This window comes from Marinomonas phaeophyticola (assembly GCF_026966905.1).
Lineage (GTDB): Bacteria > Pseudomonadota > Gammaproteobacteria > Pseudomonadales > Marinomonadaceae > Marinomonas > Marinomonas phaeophyticola.
This window is the reverse complement of sequence record NZ_JAPUBN010000013.1, coordinates 404,450-420,854: the sequence shown is the minus strand read 5'-3', so window position 1 is coordinate 420,854 and position 16,405 is coordinate 404,450. Positions and strand designations below refer to the sequence as shown.

11 protein-coding genes are annotated in these 16,405 nt (G+C 40.7%); 7 read left to right on the top strand and 4 right to left on the bottom strand.

From position 1 onward, the window contains the following. Positions 1-22: 22 nt before the first annotated feature. The 4 genes from O1D97_RS08145 to O1D97_RS08130 form a co-directional block, all read right to left on the bottom strand. Positions 23-787 carry an IclR family transcriptional regulator gene (locus tag O1D97_RS08145; protein WP_269124548.1) on the bottom strand — a complete coding sequence of 255 codons (765 nt, stop codon included), beginning with the start codon at positions 785-787 and terminating at the stop codon, positions 23-25. Between the two features lie 240 nt (positions 788-1,027). Beyond that, positions 1,028-2,059: an aldo/keto reductase gene (locus tag O1D97_RS08140; RefSeq protein WP_269124547.1), complete on the bottom strand. Its 1,032-nt coding sequence runs from the start codon at positions 2,057-2,059 to the stop codon at positions 1,028-1,030. Between the two features lie 65 nt (positions 2,060-2,124). Continuing rightward, positions 2,125-3,630 (bottom strand): aldehyde dehydrogenase family protein, encoded by a 1,506-nt coding sequence (locus tag O1D97_RS08135; RefSeq protein ID WP_269124545.1) that lies wholly within the window; start codon positions 3,628-3,630, stop codon positions 2,125-2,127. A gap of 182 nt (positions 3,631-3,812) precedes the next feature. Beyond that, on the bottom strand, positions 3,813-5,162 hold the full coding sequence (locus O1D97_RS08130; RefSeq protein ID WP_269124544.1) for a lyase family protein: 1,350 nt from the start codon (positions 5,160-5,162) through the stop codon (positions 3,813-3,815). A 432-nt stretch (positions 5,163-5,594) separates the two neighbouring features. Here O1D97_RS08130 and aldA point away from each other — a divergent pair, with 432 nt between their 5' ends. The 7 genes from aldA (at position 5,595) to O1D97_RS08095 (ending at position 16,358) form a co-directional block, all read left to right on the top strand. Then, on the top strand, positions 5,595-7,019 hold the full coding sequence (gene aldA / locus O1D97_RS08125) for an aldehyde dehydrogenase (RefSeq protein WP_269124543.1): 1,425 nt from the start codon (positions 5,595-5,597) through the stop codon (positions 7,017-7,019). A 100-nt stretch (positions 7,020-7,119) separates the two neighbouring features. Continuing rightward, complete coding sequence (locus O1D97_RS08120) at positions 7,120-8,367, top strand: mandelate racemase/muconate lactonizing enzyme family protein (RefSeq protein ID WP_269124542.1); 1,248 nt, start codon at positions 7,120-7,122, stop codon at positions 8,365-8,367. 53 nt (positions 8,368-8,420) lie between these two features. Further along, positions 8,421-10,040, top strand: coding sequence for a GMC family oxidoreductase (locus tag O1D97_RS08115; protein ID WP_269124541.1), 1,620 nt, complete (start codon positions 8,421-8,423; stop codon positions 10,038-10,040). 44 nt (positions 10,041-10,084) lie between these two features. Further along, positions 10,085-11,677 carry a BCCT family transporter gene (locus O1D97_RS08110; protein ID WP_269124539.1) on the top strand — a complete coding sequence of 531 codons (1,593 nt, stop codon included), beginning with the start codon at positions 10,085-10,087 and terminating at the stop codon, positions 11,675-11,677. A gap of 346 nt (positions 11,678-12,023) precedes the next feature. Then, positions 12,024-13,610: a BCCT family transporter gene (locus O1D97_RS08105; protein WP_269124537.1), complete on the top strand. Its 1,587-nt coding sequence runs from the start codon at positions 12,024-12,026 to the stop codon at positions 13,608-13,610. Positions 13,611-13,726: 116 nt separating this feature from the next. Further along, positions 13,727-14,602 (top strand): LysR family transcriptional regulator, encoded by an 876-nt coding sequence (locus tag O1D97_RS08100; RefSeq protein WP_269124535.1) that lies wholly within the window; start codon positions 13,727-13,729, stop codon positions 14,600-14,602. Positions 14,603-14,714: 112 nt separating this feature from the next. Beyond that, on the top strand, positions 14,715-16,358 hold the full coding sequence (locus tag O1D97_RS08095; RefSeq protein ID WP_269124533.1) for a methyl-accepting chemotaxis protein: 1,644 nt from the start codon (positions 14,715-14,717) through the stop codon (positions 16,356-16,358). Positions 16,359-16,405: the final 47 nt, after the last annotated feature.

Sequence of the window (16,405 nt, the reverse complement as noted above, 5' to 3'; positions counted from 1 at the left end):
GATCGTTCAGGCTCTACATCAATTAGATAATACGAGCGGACAGCTGGCGCGCGGCCTGAACTAAATTCTTCGAATATTGGCGCGCTTCTGGAGGATCAAATTCTGCACTTTTAATGGCAATACTGATCGTCGCCACAGGCTCATTACGCAAATTCATAACTGGCGCAGCCAATGTACTAATGCGGCCATCAAAATCGCCATTGCTGACAGAATACCCAAGTCGTGCCGCTCTATCTATTTCTTCTAACACCTCTTTTTTCCCATCATTACTTAAGGTATCAGCCACCGTATCCAGAGCAAAATAATTTTTCCTAAACTCTTCTGAATGCATAGATAAAAGTGATTTACCCGATGCAGAAAAATGCATGCCGATCGTTTGACCAATATAGATTTCAAAAGCATTACTGACTGAAGGTTCCACTTTAGATACCACCACCATTTGATTACCAATAGGAACACTTAAAAAGATAGGTTGGTGTATTTCATTTTTTAAAATTTCAGCAATAGGATAAAAAAAGGGAATCAAACTTTGCTTACTAAAAACAGTAGAAGCCACCTCAAAAATACGAGAGCCAACACTGTAAGATCGCTTTCTACGAGGGTCTGTTGAAATCATCTGATGCATCAGTAACGAATTAATGACCCGATGGGCGCTTGCAGCAGGGATATGAGTTTGTTTGCAAATTTCAGACAAGGTTAAAGGAAAGGAGGAAGCCGCAATTAAATCGATAATCGCAATAGCATGATCTACGGCAGGGGCTTGAGTTTTATTTTTTTCAATGCTCATTTCAATACTTTTTCAAGGGTATAAAATCATTTTACAGCTGGTATATTGAAATACATTTCAGACACCAGAGTTTCTCTTTGAAAACAAATTCCTTATGTGAAATATTTTTTTCATATAAGGAATTATTTCCCAATATTATGCCTTTAAAGTAATAAAAACAAATCCCTTTGAAGTGACTGGCAAAAAAATCCTCGCAACATGCAAGGATTTTTTATCAAGCCTAAAGTAACAAGACAGAGGTTAACCTACGCTTTCCAGCCTACCAAACTCTTGTTCAGGTCTTGCATTACGTGGGATGCGTTTACCTGCCGTATAATCATTGATTAAATCACAAGGCGTGTAATTGCGTTCTATTTCATAAATTTCACTGTCACTTAAGGTCATATTTAATGCATTAAGAGCACTATCAAACTGCTCTTTTGTGTCTGCCCCCACTAGCATAGAAGACACTTGGGGTTTATTAAGAACCCATGCTTGTGCCACTTGAGCTGGAGCACATCCTCTAAACTGCGCCACTTTTGCAACAGAATGAGCAATATCAATAGAAGCTTGATCGTTATACATTTCAGCCGTAAAGAAATCCGTCTTATTACGTGTTGAATTGAGGTCATTCGTCAATACACCACGAGCCAGAGGACTAAAAACAGATACACCTATACCTTGATCAACACAGTAAGGGATCATTTCTCGCTCTTCTTCACGATATGCACAATTCAATTGTAACTGCATATTGATTGGTTTAACCAAGCCATGACGTTCACACACTTGTAAAATTTTCGCTAATTGCCAGGTGTTCATGGTTGATACACCAATATAACGAGCTTTACCTGAGCGCACTATGTCATTCAGGGCCATCATGGTCTCTTCAATAGGCGTTTGGGTATCGAAATAATGCAACATATAAATATCAACATAATCGGTACCCATACGTTTCAAAGACGCATCAATGGAATTAAATATATGCTTACGAGAATGACCAGAAGCATTAATATCAGTTCCCATCGAATAGCCCACTTTCGTTGTAATGACCAAATCATCACGACGCGCCACGCGATTAAGTACATTACACACTACTTGTTCGCCTGCGCCTTGCGAATAAAAATCAGCAAGATCGATAAAATTAACGCCATTGTCTAATGCATGGCAAATAATGGGTTCGCTCTCTTTTTCATCAAAAATCCAAGGCTTCCATTCCTTTGAGCCCATATTCATGGTGCCGAGACACAAACGTGATACTTTTAATCCAGATTGACCTAATTGAACATATTGCATGATAACGCTCACTTTTTATTGTTGTGTTGACCCGCTTTAACAGAGGTAACAGCTAAAGACACCGATCATTGATCGCCGTAGTAAACCCAAACAGACTTACTTTTTGTGTAGGAAGACAAAGAATGAATCGCCATTTCTTTACCCCAGCCACTTTGTTTAAAACCGCCAAATGGACTGCTTAACCCGTAACAACCGTAGCGATTAATAAACAACATCCCCGCATCAATTTGCTCCGCCACTTTATGCGCGCGCGACACATTACTGGTATAGATACCGGCCGCTAAACCAAAAGCCGTATCGTTTGCCATAGTCACGGCTTCTTCTGTCGTAGCAAATGGGGTACAGCAAAGAATTGGACCAAAAATCTCTTCTTGAGCAATACGACAAGATGGAGACACATTTGAAAAAATGGTTGGTCGAATATAAAACCCTTTCGCGTTATCACCTTCTGTATCCGCATAGCCACCAGCCACCAACTCGGCTTCTTGTTTGCCAATTTCGATATAGCTCATGATCTTATTAAATTGCATTTCATTACATTGCGGACCCTGTTGTGCATCGGCCGCAAAAGGATTACCGCACTTCACGCCATTGGCTTTTTCAATCAAAGCATTCAATACGTAGTCATAAATACTTTCGTGAATTAAAAAGCGTGTTGGCTCGGAGCATTTTTCACCTTTATGGGAAAACATCACATCAAAGGCACGATCAATGGCACTGTCTAAATTCGGGGTATCTTCAAAAAAGATACAAGGTGATTTTCCGCCTAATTCCAACGTGGCTGATTTCAGATTTGATATACCTGAGTTTTGAACGATTTTTTGACCTACCCCAGTACTGCCTGTAAAAGAAATTTTATGTACATGGTGGCTTAGGGTCAGTTGATTGGCCGCTTGACCACCAGTCAACAATAAGTTGATTACCCCTTTTGGTACCGATAACTCTTGGTCAATCAATTCCATCAAATAAATCGCCGTAAGTGGGGTATATTCTGACGGTTTAATAATAACGGTATTGCCCATCGCTAAAGCCGGAGCAATTTTCAAACTGGCTTGATAAAGAGGAAAATTCCAAGGAGCAATCAAGCCACACACACCAACAGGCTCTTTGGTGGTGTAATTTAAATAACCCTCTTCAACTGGGCAGGTTTCACCATAAAATTTATCGACCCAACCAGCGTAATAATCAAAAATATCAGCACAGGTTGGGATGTCACCTTCCAAGGATTCACTATACAACTTGCCATTTGCTAGACTTTCCAATACCGCTAACTTTTCAACATTCGACCGTATTAATGTCGCGATATCACGCAGTAATTTAGCCCGACTATCACGGTTGGATTTTGCCCATACTTGCTCATCATGAGTTTGGTGGGCCTGCTGCGCCATTTGCTCAACTTGATCTGAATCAGCCATGTTAAAATGACATAAAAGATCACCATTAGATGGGTCTTTTACACTCCATTGCTCTTTCGAATTACCGTCGATCCATTGGCCATTCATGTATTGTTTTTTAGGAGTAGCAAGCCATTTTCTAGCCCACTCTAATGGAGCAGCAATCGATTCCGTCATCGTAAACTCTCTTATTCTTAGGTAAATAGTAGCCGTACTGTGATACGTACAACCGGTTCGATGGGGATATTAGGAATGCGGCGGTCATTTGACAATCGAGATAAAAGCACACGTCATGACCAAAAACTCATGACATGTGTTAAAGGAAAGCAATCGAGTCTTACTAAACAATGAGCTAGGTTCTATAAGACATTGTCCCCTTGAATATGTTGGCGAATTCGATCTAGGTCTCCCTGACATTCCTTATAAAGTGAGGAGGCATAGGTGTAACCTTTTGATTGCATAATAGACACCATGGTAGGAATAATCGTCTCTAGGTTCTGAGCATTCCGCGCTTCGTTCGGTTGAATTCCGACAACACAATACTGAGTAAACACCTGTATAGCCGTCCCTAAGGTTTCCATTGCATCCAATACATTCGTAATCACCACGGATTGCCATGGCGTATAATCGAGCTCCCCATGCGCATGAGTCATACGCACCGTATGGCAATGACCAGATACCTGCATACAGGATTGAATTAAGTATTCAGGAATCGTTGGATTGATTTTCCCTGGCATAGCAGAAGAACCTTGCTGCACCGCGGGTAAGCTAATTTCCCCAAGGCCCGTTTGAGGCCCTGATGCCATTAACCTTAAATCCTTCGCTATTTTGATTAAACCAAGGGCAAACTGGTCTAAATTACTGGCAAAACGCACCATATCATCATGATTTTGCGAACTGTCAATCAAATCATCGGTTCGATTGATGGCTTTATTTCCTGTCACTTGACGTAAATGAAAGATAATCGAATCAAAAAATCGACGACTGCAATCTCCCTGTCGACCAATAATATTGCCTCCCATATTAACAAGATGAAAGCTTTCCACATCCTGGCTAAGAAGAGTATGACTGCGCTTTATACTGGTGTTATAACCATCAAATAGATCACCAAAGCTAATTGCCACCGCATCTTGCAAACAGGTACGTGATATTTTTTTGATGTGCCGCCATTGGTTCGCCTGTTCCTCAAATCCTAATTCCAACTGTTGTATACGCCCTTGTAATCGACCCCAAGCTTTTTGGATCGCTAGATTACAAGCCGTATTGAGCGCATCACTGGTAGAATGGTTTAAGTTCACATGATTATTCGGGTGGATAGGTGCGTAGCGACCAAAACTTTGACGATAACTATCTCGATTCGCTAGATTCGCAATAACCTCATTCATGTTCATATTCGTCGAGATTCCACCACCGCCATGATAGGCATGGATGGGAAAATACGTTTTGATTACGTCAGGCAACGTCATGATCAAGTTATCTATTGTAGACAACATCGCCTGACCATGTTCCTTCTCTATCTCACCTATCTCCATATTCGTTAGCAGCGCCGCTTTCTTTACTTTCAGTAAACTCAAGACCAAATCAGGATAAGCACTCAAGGCTTTGCCGCTTACGATGGGGTACAAGTCTATGGCTCTTTGTGTTTGCGCACCAAACGGTGACGTTAAAGGGATCTGTACTTCACCTAGTAGATCTTTTTCTATCCGCATGTCGAGCTCTTTTTAGAAGGGGGAATGGAATAAAGCATAGAAAGCAAAATCGTAAACTTATACAAACGATCTTTTTACATACCCTAACTAGAAAAACTCACACTTACTGTCTGCAGACGTGTCAATTCGCAATAAAAATTCCATATATAAAAAATTATCCAAAAGAATTCTTGTAAATCTACTTTAACTTTAATGGTAAATTTTTAATCAAAATTAATTCAAATTTTTTATTTCAATGAAATCCCTATATAACCAGAACTTACCTTTAAGATCTCTTCATCCATTAAAGGAAAAATATAAATTAATTCATTTTAAATCATACACTTAAAAAATAATTCCATATATAGAATATTAATTTTGTATATGAAATAAAAATTGACACCCTTGGTACCTAATCCTTATTATCAATAAAAAATACACTTGGAGAACACCATGCGCAGTGATACTAATTTTATAAACAACCAGTTCTTCCATTCTGAGAAAGCCGAATTAATTGCTGTTTACAACCCAGCAACAGAAGAACATATAGCCAGTGCCCAGGCAGCAACAGAAGATGATGTATTGCGAGCAATTAATAGCGCTACCACAGCGCAAAAAAAATGGCGTAAATTAACCAGTGTAGAGCGGGCACAATATCTACATAAATTAGCCGATGCATTAACTTCTCTGAGCCCAGAGATAGGTAAAGCGCTGGCGGATGAGTCCGGAAAAAGCCTTGAAGATGCAACCAACGAAGCGATATATGCGGGTGATATTACCCGTTACCATGCTGAGTGGGCTCGACGTATCGAAGGCGAAATCATCCCAAGCGATACTCCATCTGAAAATTTGTTATTGCAAAGAGAGCCCATTGGAGTCGTAGCCTGCTTAATCCCTTTTAACTTTCCTGTTTATACATTACTACGCAAAATAGCACCGGCCTTAATTACTGGAAACAGTGTCATCGTACGACCGAGTAATAATACCCCTTCTTCAGCATTTGAAATTGCGAAAGCAGTACAACTAGCGGGATTCCCAGAAGGCGTAGTTAATATTTTGACCATGTCTCACGCTACCGCTGAGATGGTTTGTACCCATCCAAATGTTGGTATGATTACCCTAACAGGAAGTGTTGGAGCGGGTCGTAAAGTCTTAGAGTATTCTCAAGTCAATATCGCTAAATCGTCCCTTGAGTTAGGAGGAAAAACGCCTGCTATCGTTGAAGCCGATGCCGATTTGGTCAAAGCCGCAAAAGAAATTGTTGCCTCCAAAACCACCCATTGTGGACAGCTTTGTACCGCGGTAGAACGGGTTTATGTTCAAGAATCCGTCTATGACGAGTTTATCTCATTATTAAAAGCTGAATTTAAAGCCAAGGAGTTCGGTAATCGGGCTCAGAACCCTCATATGATGGGGCCTTTAATTAATGAAAGTGCCCGTATCAACATTCACCAAATGGTTGCACGGGCCATTGATGATGGTGCAAAACTTGAAATTGGTGGCTATATTCCAGATGGAACGGGGCATTTTTATCCACCTACCTTGCTAACTCACTGTCGCCAAGATATGGAGATTGTCCAAGAAGAAATCTTTGGCCCAGTACTACCTGTTTTACCTTATAAAACCAGCGATGAAGCCCTTGAACTCGCCAATGATCATCAATTTGGATTAGCGTCTGTCATCTACACAGAAAACTATCGCACGGCGATGAAAGTAGCGAACAACATCGAAGCGGGTGAAATATACATTAATCGCACTCCAGCCGACCCTTATCAAGGTTATCACGCTGGATGGAAACGCTCTGGATTGGGTGGTGATGATGGTAAACATGGCATGTTGGAATTCACTCAAACTCGACTAGTGGTGCTGAATTACTAATACGCTTTAAAAACACCTTTCTCTGTATTCTACGGTTCATTCCGCTATAGGAGAGAGTGTGATTTTTTCCTGATGAATCACTTTTCAGAGAGTAAAAAAAATGAAGATTGTATCCTGTGAAACTCACGTTGTAGCAACACCTCCTCCTCATGTAGGGGGAATGTATTGGATTTTTGTGCAAGTTCGTACCCAGTGTGGAATCGAAGGGGTTGGAGAAATTTATGCCGCAACATTTCATCCAAATGTGATGGTGTCGGCGATTGAAGATGTTTTTAATACTTATTTGAACGGTCATGACCCTCACCACATTGAGCGCTTCTTCCGTCAGGCTTATTCCAGTGGTTTTACACAGCGTCCAGACCTTACCATGATGGGAATTATCAGCGGTTTAGAAATGGCTTGCTGGGACATCATTGGTAAAGCGGCAGGCAAACCTGTCTATGAATTAATAGGCGGCAAAGTTAACGAAAAACTTCGTACTTATACCTACCTCTACCCTGAAGATGAAAACGGCCACTACGATTACGATAACTTAGAGCTCGCCGTAAAATGTGCTATCAAAAATATGGAGATGGGATTTACGGCCCTAAAATTTGATCCTGCAGGGCCTTATACCGCCTATTCAGGTCATCAGTTATCACTTACCGATATAGAAAAAAGTGTCGCTTTTTGTCGTGAAATTCGTCAAGCCGTTGGGACTAACTGCGACCTTTTGTTCGGTACTCATGGACAAATGACACCAGCTGGTGCAATTCGCCTCGCTAAACAACTGGAGCCCTTTGATCCTTTATGGTTTGAAGAGCCTATTCCTCCTGGTAACAATCAAGCCATGGGGAAAGTAGCCCGCCAAACCAGTATCCCTATCGCGACCGGAGAACGACTGACTAGCAAATACGAATTCCATGATCTATTGATGAATGATGGCGCGTCCATTCTGCAAATGAACTTAGGGAGAGTGGGTGGCATTTTAGAGGCGAAAAAAATTGCCGGTATGGCCGAAGCCCATTACGTTCAAATTGCACCCCATCTTTATAACGGCCCTGTTGGCGCGGCTGCAAGTATCCAATTAGCAACGGCAACGCCAAACTTCTTAATCCAAGAAAGTATCGGTACTTGGGATGGGTTCCACGCAGAAGTATTAGAAGAAAAAATAGAATGGCGTGATGGCTACATTATTCCATCATCGAAGCCGGGCTTAGGCATTGAACTCAATATGAAAGTGGTCAAGGCAAACTCGCCTTATCGCGGTAAACGTTTGCATTTGTTAATGGATCCTGAACCTTATGATACTCAAGCTCAGACATCTGGAGCGAGAAAAGGCTCTCCTAATGCAGAACAAGATATTTGATAAGTTATCTCTCTTAACAACATATAACTCCATCCACTCGAGTGTGCAATAACATGACGACAACATATGACTTTATTATTGTGGGAGCCGGTTCTGCTGGATGCATTTTAGCGAATAGACTTTCCGAGTCAGGGCAATTTTCCGTACTGTTATTAGAAGCCGGTCCGGAAGATAAATCCCCTTGGATAAAGGTTCCTGTCGGCTTTGCCAAAACCTACTACAACCCAACCTACAATTATATGTATTACACCCAGCCAGAAGCCGAAATGAATGGCCGTTCTTTGTATGCACCAAGAGGGAAGGTGATAGGTGGGTCAGGTTCCATTAATGCCATGATTTACGTTCGAGGTAATCCAGATGACTTTAATGACTGGGAGTCCGTGGGCAACCCTGGCTGGGGCTATCGCGACCTTCTGCCCTACTTTAAGAAATTAGAATCCCATCCACTCGGCGACACTCAACACCATTCAAGTAAGGGTCCAATCGGTATTACTCAAATGAAGCATGGCGCTCATCCTATTTGCGATTACTTCTTAGACGCCGCCAAAGAATTACGCTTTCCCATCAATGAAGACTTTAATGGTGAGCAATTTGCTGGCGCCGGCATCTATGATGCAAATATTCGCAATGGAGTAAGGGATTCTAGCAATGCGGCCTATTTAAAACCCGCTAGAAATAGACATAATCTAACCATTAAAACCGTCGCTCAAGTCAATAAAGTCATCATAGACAAAAACCAGAAAGCGATTGCTGTAGAAGTCGATATTCATGGCAAACACGGCCAATTTCAGGCCACTAACGAAGTCTTGCTGTGTGGGGGAGCGGTCGGCACGCCAAAATTATTGCAATTATCCGGAATTGGGAACCCAGACCTATTACAGCAACACGGTATTAAACTAGTACACGATTTACCAGCGGTTGGGGAGAACCTGCAAGACCATCATTGTGTCAGCTATTACTATAAATCTAATATCAAAACACTCAATGATGAATTCCGTTCTATATTCGGACAATTTAAAGCGGGTCTCCAATATGCTTTAAATCGTAAAGGGCCTCTCTCCTTAAGCGTGAACCAAGCGGGGGGATTTTTTAAAGGAGCGGAACAGGAGTCGAAGCCAAATATTCAGCTCTATTTCAACCCCATGTCCTATCAGATCCCCAATAACCCAAATGCAAAATTGGAACCTGAACCCTACTCAGGCTTCCTCATGGCATTCAACTCATGTCGCCCTACAAGCAAAGGGGTTGTGAAAATCGCTTCAGCGGAGCCAAGCGACGCGCCTTTGATACAAGCAAATTATTTATCGACAAAAAAAGATCAAAATGAAGCCATTCAAGGCAGTCGACTCATCCGACAGTTTATTAAAACAGCATCCTTAAAACAGGTCACCGTAGAAGAAGTGTTACCCGGTGATAGAGCCACAGATGATCAGAGTATGTTGCAATATTACCGTGAAAACGGTGGCTCTATTTACCATTTATGTGGGACCTGTGCAATGGGGCCAGATCCTCAAATACATGTGGTAAATCACCAGTTAAAAGTTCATGGAATCAAAAATTTACGAGTTATCGATGCGTCTATTTTTCCAAATATCACGTCTGGAAATATTAACGCACCGGTAATGATGGTTGCAGAGAAAGGAGCAGAGATGGTTTTACAGGAATATAACTAACCTAAACATACGATTGAAAATATAGAATAACTCAGGATTTAATAATGAAAAAAATAAATAAAATTAGACCCTTGGTCTTTTGGCCACCTTTTTTGCTTTTAATGACGGCTGTCATTTTAAGCTTTGTTAACCTCGATGGTTTCTTAGGCATCACCTCGGCAATAAACAGCTGGATACTCAGTGAATTTTCATGGTTATTCAGTATAGGCACCCTATTCTTATTAGGCACCTGTGCATGGGTATATTGCTCACCGATTGGTAATGTTAAGATTGGTGGCGAGCAGGCTACTCCTTTGCTATCAAAATGGCGTTGGTTTTCTATTGCCCTATGTACGACGGTTGCCATAGGCATTCTATTTTGGGGCACAGCAGAACCTATGTACCATCTGCATTCGCCTCCAACTTCGATGGGCCTAGAAGCAAACTCACCCGCTGCAGCCAAGTTTGCGATGTCGACTATGTTTTTGCACTGGTCCTTCACTCCTTATGCTATTTATTCCATTCCAGCGTTAATGTTTGCATTAGCCTATTACAACTTAAAAATGCCTTTCTCTCTCGGGTCGGCTCTTTATCCGATTTTCGGCAAGCGAGTACAAGGTAAGGTCGGTCAGATTATTGATGCCATTGCTCTGTATGCCCTAGTTGCGGGCATGGCGGCCTCCTTAGGAACAGGCGTACTCACTCTGGCTGGGGGGTTAGATAACATGCTCTCTGTAGGTACGGGGCCGATCGTTTTAGGTGCGGTGACTCTGGCCATAGTAGCTTGCTTTATTATCTCTGCAGCAAGCGGGCTTCATAAGGGTATTGCTCGTTTATCAAGCTTAAATACCAAGGTATTTTTCTTAATCGCGGGCTTTGTATTTATCTTTGGACCAACGTCATGGATTCTTTCTATGGGCGTGGAAGGTATCGGTAGCTACTTAGGTAATTTTTTCCAAAAAAGCTTGTTCACAGGTGCCGCATCAGGAGATAAATGGCCTCAATGGTGGACCATTTTCTACTGGGCTAACTGGTTAGCTTGGGCTCCAATTACCGCCCTCTTCTTAGGTAAAATTTCGCGTGGTTATACTGTCCGTCAATTCTTGATTTTTAACCTAGTGCTACCAGCTTCCTTTGCTTGCGTTTGGATGTCTATTTTTAGTGGGACGGCCCTTCACATGGATATGACAGGAGACGGCATGCTAAATAAAGCATTACAAGCAACAGGTGCTGAGTCTGTTATTTATACCATGTTCGATAACTTACCGATGGCCGGTATTACTGCGATTGTATTTATATTTGTCTCTTTTCTTTCCTATGTCACCGCAGCGGACTCAAATACAGAGGCCATTGCCAACCTTTGTGCTGATAACAGTGAAGCCGTACTTGCAGGTAATGAGAACGAAGAAGGCAATAACAATCTCATGATTAAGGTTGTTTGGGGCGTCACTATAGGTTTTATCGCTTGGGTAATGACCAGTTTTGCCGGTATTGATGGCATTAAAATGATGTCTAATCTCGGCGGATTACCCGCTCTATTTATTGTATTAGCTTGTAATATCTCTCTTATTTATTGTGTGATAAACGGCACCTTTACCAAACCGAAAACACATGAAAATTCGGCTACATTAAGCACAACACCGATGCAACTTGATTAATTACTTGTTTGATTGTTAGTTGTTAGTTGTTAGTTGTTAGTTGTTAGTTGTTAGTTGTTAGTTGTTAAAAAAACCATGCCTCACGCTTATCGAGGCATGGTTTTTATTACTAGAGTGCGAAAAGCAAAAGTCCTTTAATAAAAGGTCACTCTAGGTCATCTACGTACCTAAATACACCACTTCACCTTTTCCCATTCTTAAAAGAATACATAGAACTCATGATACGCATTACTTTAAGTAATACGCGTAAGCGTTTTAATAGCTTTTCTTTTTGTATCAGCTCAGGCAATTTTACCCGGTCGTAAAAAATGGCGTTACGCTGATAAAAATAATTACAGGAAAATATATGAAAAACATTCGACCAATCACCTTTTGGCCAGCTTTTGTCTGCCTAGTTCTCACTGTCATGTATACCCTCATTGATGAGAAAAACTTCATTTCGGCTACCTCAGCTGCAAACAGTATGATCATTGACAATCTCTCTTGGCTGTTTAATCTAAGTGCTGTTTTTCTTGTGTTCGTCGTGGCCTATGCCTTCTTTGCCCCAATCGGTAGAGTGAAAATTGGTGGCGAAGGAGCAGAACCATTACTAACGCCATTTCGATGGTTTGCAGTATCACTAACTACAGTCATTGCAATGGGAATATTATTTTGGTCTGTGGCTGAACCCATACTTCATTATCATCAACCACCGGCATATCTTGGTATCATTCCTGAAAGTGCAGACGCAATGCGCTTCTCAATGTCTACTGTCTTTGTGCATTGGACCATTACTCCTTACTGTATTTACACAGTAGCTGGGTTGGCTTTCGCTCTTGCTTTTCACAACCTAAAGTTAAGTTTTTCAATTGGTTCCATGTTACGTCCATTATTGGGCAAATGGGTTGATGGCATTGGAGGGCAAGTTATCGATGGGCTAGCGTTATTTTCTGTCATATTAGGTATGTCAGCGACGCTCACTTCAGGCTTATTAGTTATTGGCGATGGGATGCAGTCTGTATTAGGGGTTGAAAAAAATGCCACTGTCTACGCCATCATTGCCGTCGCGATTATTGGTTCAGCCATCATTTCTGCCGCATCCGGTCTTCACCGGGGCATTCAAACTCTTGCCCGAATTAATACGTGGCTTTATTTTGCCGGTGCTTTATTTATCTTTATGGTTGGGCCAACGGCTTTCATTTTATCCTTAGGAGTTGAGTCCTTAGGAGTTTACTTATCAGAATTTTTTGCTCGTAATTTGGTCACTGGCGCATCTGGAAACAGTCAATGGCCAGGTTGGTGGACTGTCGCTTTCTTTGCGAGCTGGTTTGCATGGGCTCCCCTAACTTGCTTATTTTTAGGCAAGATTGCTCGTGGTTATACTGTTCGTCAGTTCATTATTGTGAATACTTTATTGCCATCCGTATTTGGATTTTTATGGTTTAGTATTTTTAGTGGGTCATCACTTTTCTTCGATATAAACCAAAACGGTATCATGTATGATGCCTATAAAGCTGAAGGCTTTGCCTCTGTTATCTACGTGCTTTTCAATCAGCTTCCAGGCAGTACATTGATTAGTATCTTATTTATTTTTGCTTGTTTTATTACCTTTGTTACGGCCGCGGACTCGAATACGGATGCTATTGGTGGACTCTGTACAAAAGGAGTCAATTCAGAGCAACTTAAATCACCATTATGGGTAAAAGCTATTTGGGGCAGCGCCATTGCTTTTGTAGCCTGGATTAGCGCCAGTTTTATTGGTGTTGATGCCGTCAAGATGTTATTCAATTTATCCGGTGTACCAGGTATGTTGATTGTTGTCGGTTCTGCTTTCGCCTTTATCCGCCTAGCTCAGCAGGTACAAATCAATGGACAAATTGTTGAGTTAAAGCCTCAAGCAGATAAGCCTAAAAGTAATAATGCATCACCTGTACTTGCATCACATACGGCCTGAGCAATAAAGTAGCTATAATAGAATATTATGATGGTTAAAAAGCACTAACAATACTCCCTGTGCTTTTTAACCCATTCTGTTTACTTGTATTATATCGCTTTAAAAGAGTCCTTATTATGAAATCTCTCCCCTCTTTAAATGCATTGCGTGCGTTTCAGTATGCAGGTAATTTTTTAAGTTTTACATTAGCAGCAAAAGAATTAAATGTTACCCAAGGGGCTGTCAGTCGACAAATAAAACACCTCGAAGATTTTCTAGGTGTGGCTCTCTTTGTACGTCAACATCAACAATTAAAACTCACCAGTTCAGGAGAGAGATTACTAACAAAGTTGGACACTGGCTTTAATCTGATTTCAGATGCTGTTGCCGAGCTAAAAGCGCCAAATCAAAGACAAAAACTGTATATTTTAAGTGCTCCTACCTTTTCCACCCGTTGGTTAGTGCCAAAACTTCCCGTATTTAAAAATCAATTTTCTCAGCTAACACTCTGTATTCACAACCATCAGGAGAGTGAATTTCTTTATGATGCTGAAATTCGTTTTGGGAATGGACCAAAACCAAGGTATTCCAGTGAGCTTTTGCAATTAGAAAATCATATTGCCGTCTGCGCACCCGATTTACTGATTAGAGCCCAAAGCCTAGAGAATGAAATCGACAGTTTATTACACATCACTCATAAAGGACGCCGATTACCAACTTGGAAAAACTGGTTAAACGCAGCCGAACTGAACCTCAACATTGAAGAAGACTCGAACCAAGGCATGGAGTTTAACACTTTAGATCAGGTCATTACCGCCACTAAAAATGGCGCAGGTTTCGCAATTATCGATAAAAATATGATTTTCAACGAGCTGTCTGACGGTTCACTCATGAAGTTCCACAGTCTTGAGTACGAAGGCGAATATGGCTATTGGTTAGACATTCATCCCGATAAAAAAGGCTTATCTAAAGTGTTGCACTTTTCACAATTTTTAAACCTTGTTAACTGTTAGCCACTACATTAATTAGTTTACAATCAAAAAGGTATCATGACTTATTACTGCTTTTTTATGCGGAAATTATTTTCTGATCTATACTTAGGATTCTTTAAAGGAGTAACCCCATATGATCAATTTTAATTCGATATCTATGAGAAAGAAAATATCGATACCTCTCATCTTTATTGGGCTTTTAGTATTAATTTTAAGTTTTTTAGGCATCCAGAATAATAAGATGTCCTCAAGTAATGTATCCCTTCTATCAAACGTATTCTTAAATGGAATTAGTACCACACTCAATGCCGACCGGGATTTATACCAAGCTCTTTCAGCAAGTCAAAGCTACTTAATAAAAAAACAATTAAACTTGCCAAATACCAAAGAAGATTTAGACAGTTTCAATGAAAATGCTCAGCAAGCTCTTGATCGTATGAATCAAGTAAAAATATTAATTAAAGACTTTCCTGAGCTAGCAAGTACTTTAACGAGCTTCGATTCTTCCTATAAACTTTGGCTTACAAGTGCGAAAAACGTATTTAAACTTGCAGACTCTGGGAAAATAGATGAAGCGTCGAAGCTAAATGCGGGAGATACGGCAAAGTATTTTGACTCTCTTCGGAGTTATTACGATGTTGTTGGGGAGAAGATAAATAATTTATCCGATAAAACCGTCACTCGATCTATTAATGCCTCAGACACCCAAAACTCGCTATTCATACTTTTTGTCTCTTTAATTTTAATCATCAGTTTCATTTGCTTTTTACTTTTACCTAAACTAATTACGTCTAGAATAAATAATCTAGAATCAATGATTTCTGAAATAAGTGAAGGGGATGGAAACTTAACGGGGCGCTTAGATAGCAATGGTAAAGATGAATTGTCTATCTTAGCTAAGACATTTAATAAGTTGATTGAAAAATTACAAAGCTTAATTAAAATGATTAAGTCGGACGCTCATTCGTTATTTGAAGCGACCACTGAACTAAACAGCTTATCGACTCATAGCAAATCCATTTCAACAGAGCAAAATTCTAGATTAGAACAGATTGCAACCGCCATTAATGAGCTAAATTATTCAATCAATGAAGTGGCGACCAATGCTCAAACAGCACAAGCAGAAACACATAAAGCGAAAGAAGCCTCTCATCAAACTGTCGCCATTGTAGATCAATCGGTAACCAATATAAATAATCTATCAAAATCCGTATCTCACGCGAGTACAGTGATCATCAAGCTCGCTAAAGAGTCTGAAAACATAGCACAAGTACTCGGTGTTATTCAGGGTATCGCCGAGCAAACAAACTTATTAGCACTTAATGCGGCGATTGAAGCCGCTCGAGCAGGGGAACAGGGCAGAGGGTTTGCTGTTGTTGCCGATGAGGTAAGGACATTAGCCAGCAGAACACAACAATCAACTGAAAATATACAAACCATGATTGCCGACTTAGAAAGTGGAGTGAGTGAAGCCGTAGATGCAATTAATAGTGGTTCAGGGCAAGTAGAAGAAGTCGTTAACATGTCTCAAAGAGTAAAAGAATCTTTAAATACTGTTGAGGCAACGATTAACCAGACAAATGATATAATTTATCAAATCGCCACGGCTACCGACCAACAAAGCGGTGCCGTGAATGAAATAAATCAAAACATTAGCTCATTAAACACCTTATCTTCAGAAAACCTGGAAGTAATACTAAACTCACAAAAAGCCTCAGAAAATATTTTCAATATCTCTACTGAATTAAGCAAAAACATGGATAAATTCAAAGTCTAAATAATGATCCGCCAATGTTCTAATAATCAGTTGGCGGATTTTCTCAG

What these genes read in the sequence shown, in the direction of transcription:
- O1D97_RS08095 (WP_269124533.1), top strand. Translation starts at nt 14,715, where the DNA reads ATGATCAATTTTAATTCGATATCTATGAGAAAGAAAATATCGATACCT.
- O1D97_RS08115 (WP_269124541.1), top strand. Translation starts at nt 8,421, where the DNA reads ATGACGACAACATATGACTTTATTATTGTGGGAGCCGGTTCTGCTGGA.
- aldA (WP_269124543.1), top strand. Translation starts at nt 5,595, where the DNA reads ATGCGCAGTGATACTAATTTTATAAACAACCAGTTCTTCCATTCTGAG.
- O1D97_RS08120 (WP_269124542.1), top strand. Translation starts at nt 7,120, where the DNA reads ATGAAGATTGTATCCTGTGAAACTCACGTTGTAGCAACACCTCCTCCT.
- O1D97_RS08105 (WP_269124537.1), top strand. Translation starts at nt 12,024, where the DNA reads ATGAAAAACATTCGACCAATCACCTTTTGGCCAGCTTTTGTCTGCCTA.
- O1D97_RS08140 (WP_269124547.1), bottom strand. Translation starts at nt 2,059, where the DNA reads ATGCAATATGTTCAATTAGGTCAATCTGGATTAAAAGTATCACGTTTG.
- O1D97_RS08100 (WP_269124535.1), top strand. Translation starts at nt 13,727, where the DNA reads ATGAAATCTCTCCCCTCTTTAAATGCATTGCGTGCGTTTCAGTATGCA.
- O1D97_RS08135 (WP_269124545.1), bottom strand. Translation starts at nt 3,630, where the DNA reads ATGACGGAATCGATTGCTGCTCCATTAGAGTGGGCTAGAAAATGGCTT.
- O1D97_RS08145 (WP_269124548.1), bottom strand. Translation starts at nt 787, where the DNA reads ATGAGCATTGAAAAAAATAAAACTCAAGCCCCTGCCGTAGATCATGCT.
- O1D97_RS08130 (WP_269124544.1), bottom strand. Translation starts at nt 5,162, where the DNA reads ATGCGGATAGAAAAAGATCTACTAGGTGAAGTACAGATCCCTTTAACG.
- O1D97_RS08110 (WP_269124539.1), top strand. Translation starts at nt 10,085, where the DNA reads ATGAAAAAAATAAATAAAATTAGACCCTTGGTCTTTTGGCCACCTTTT.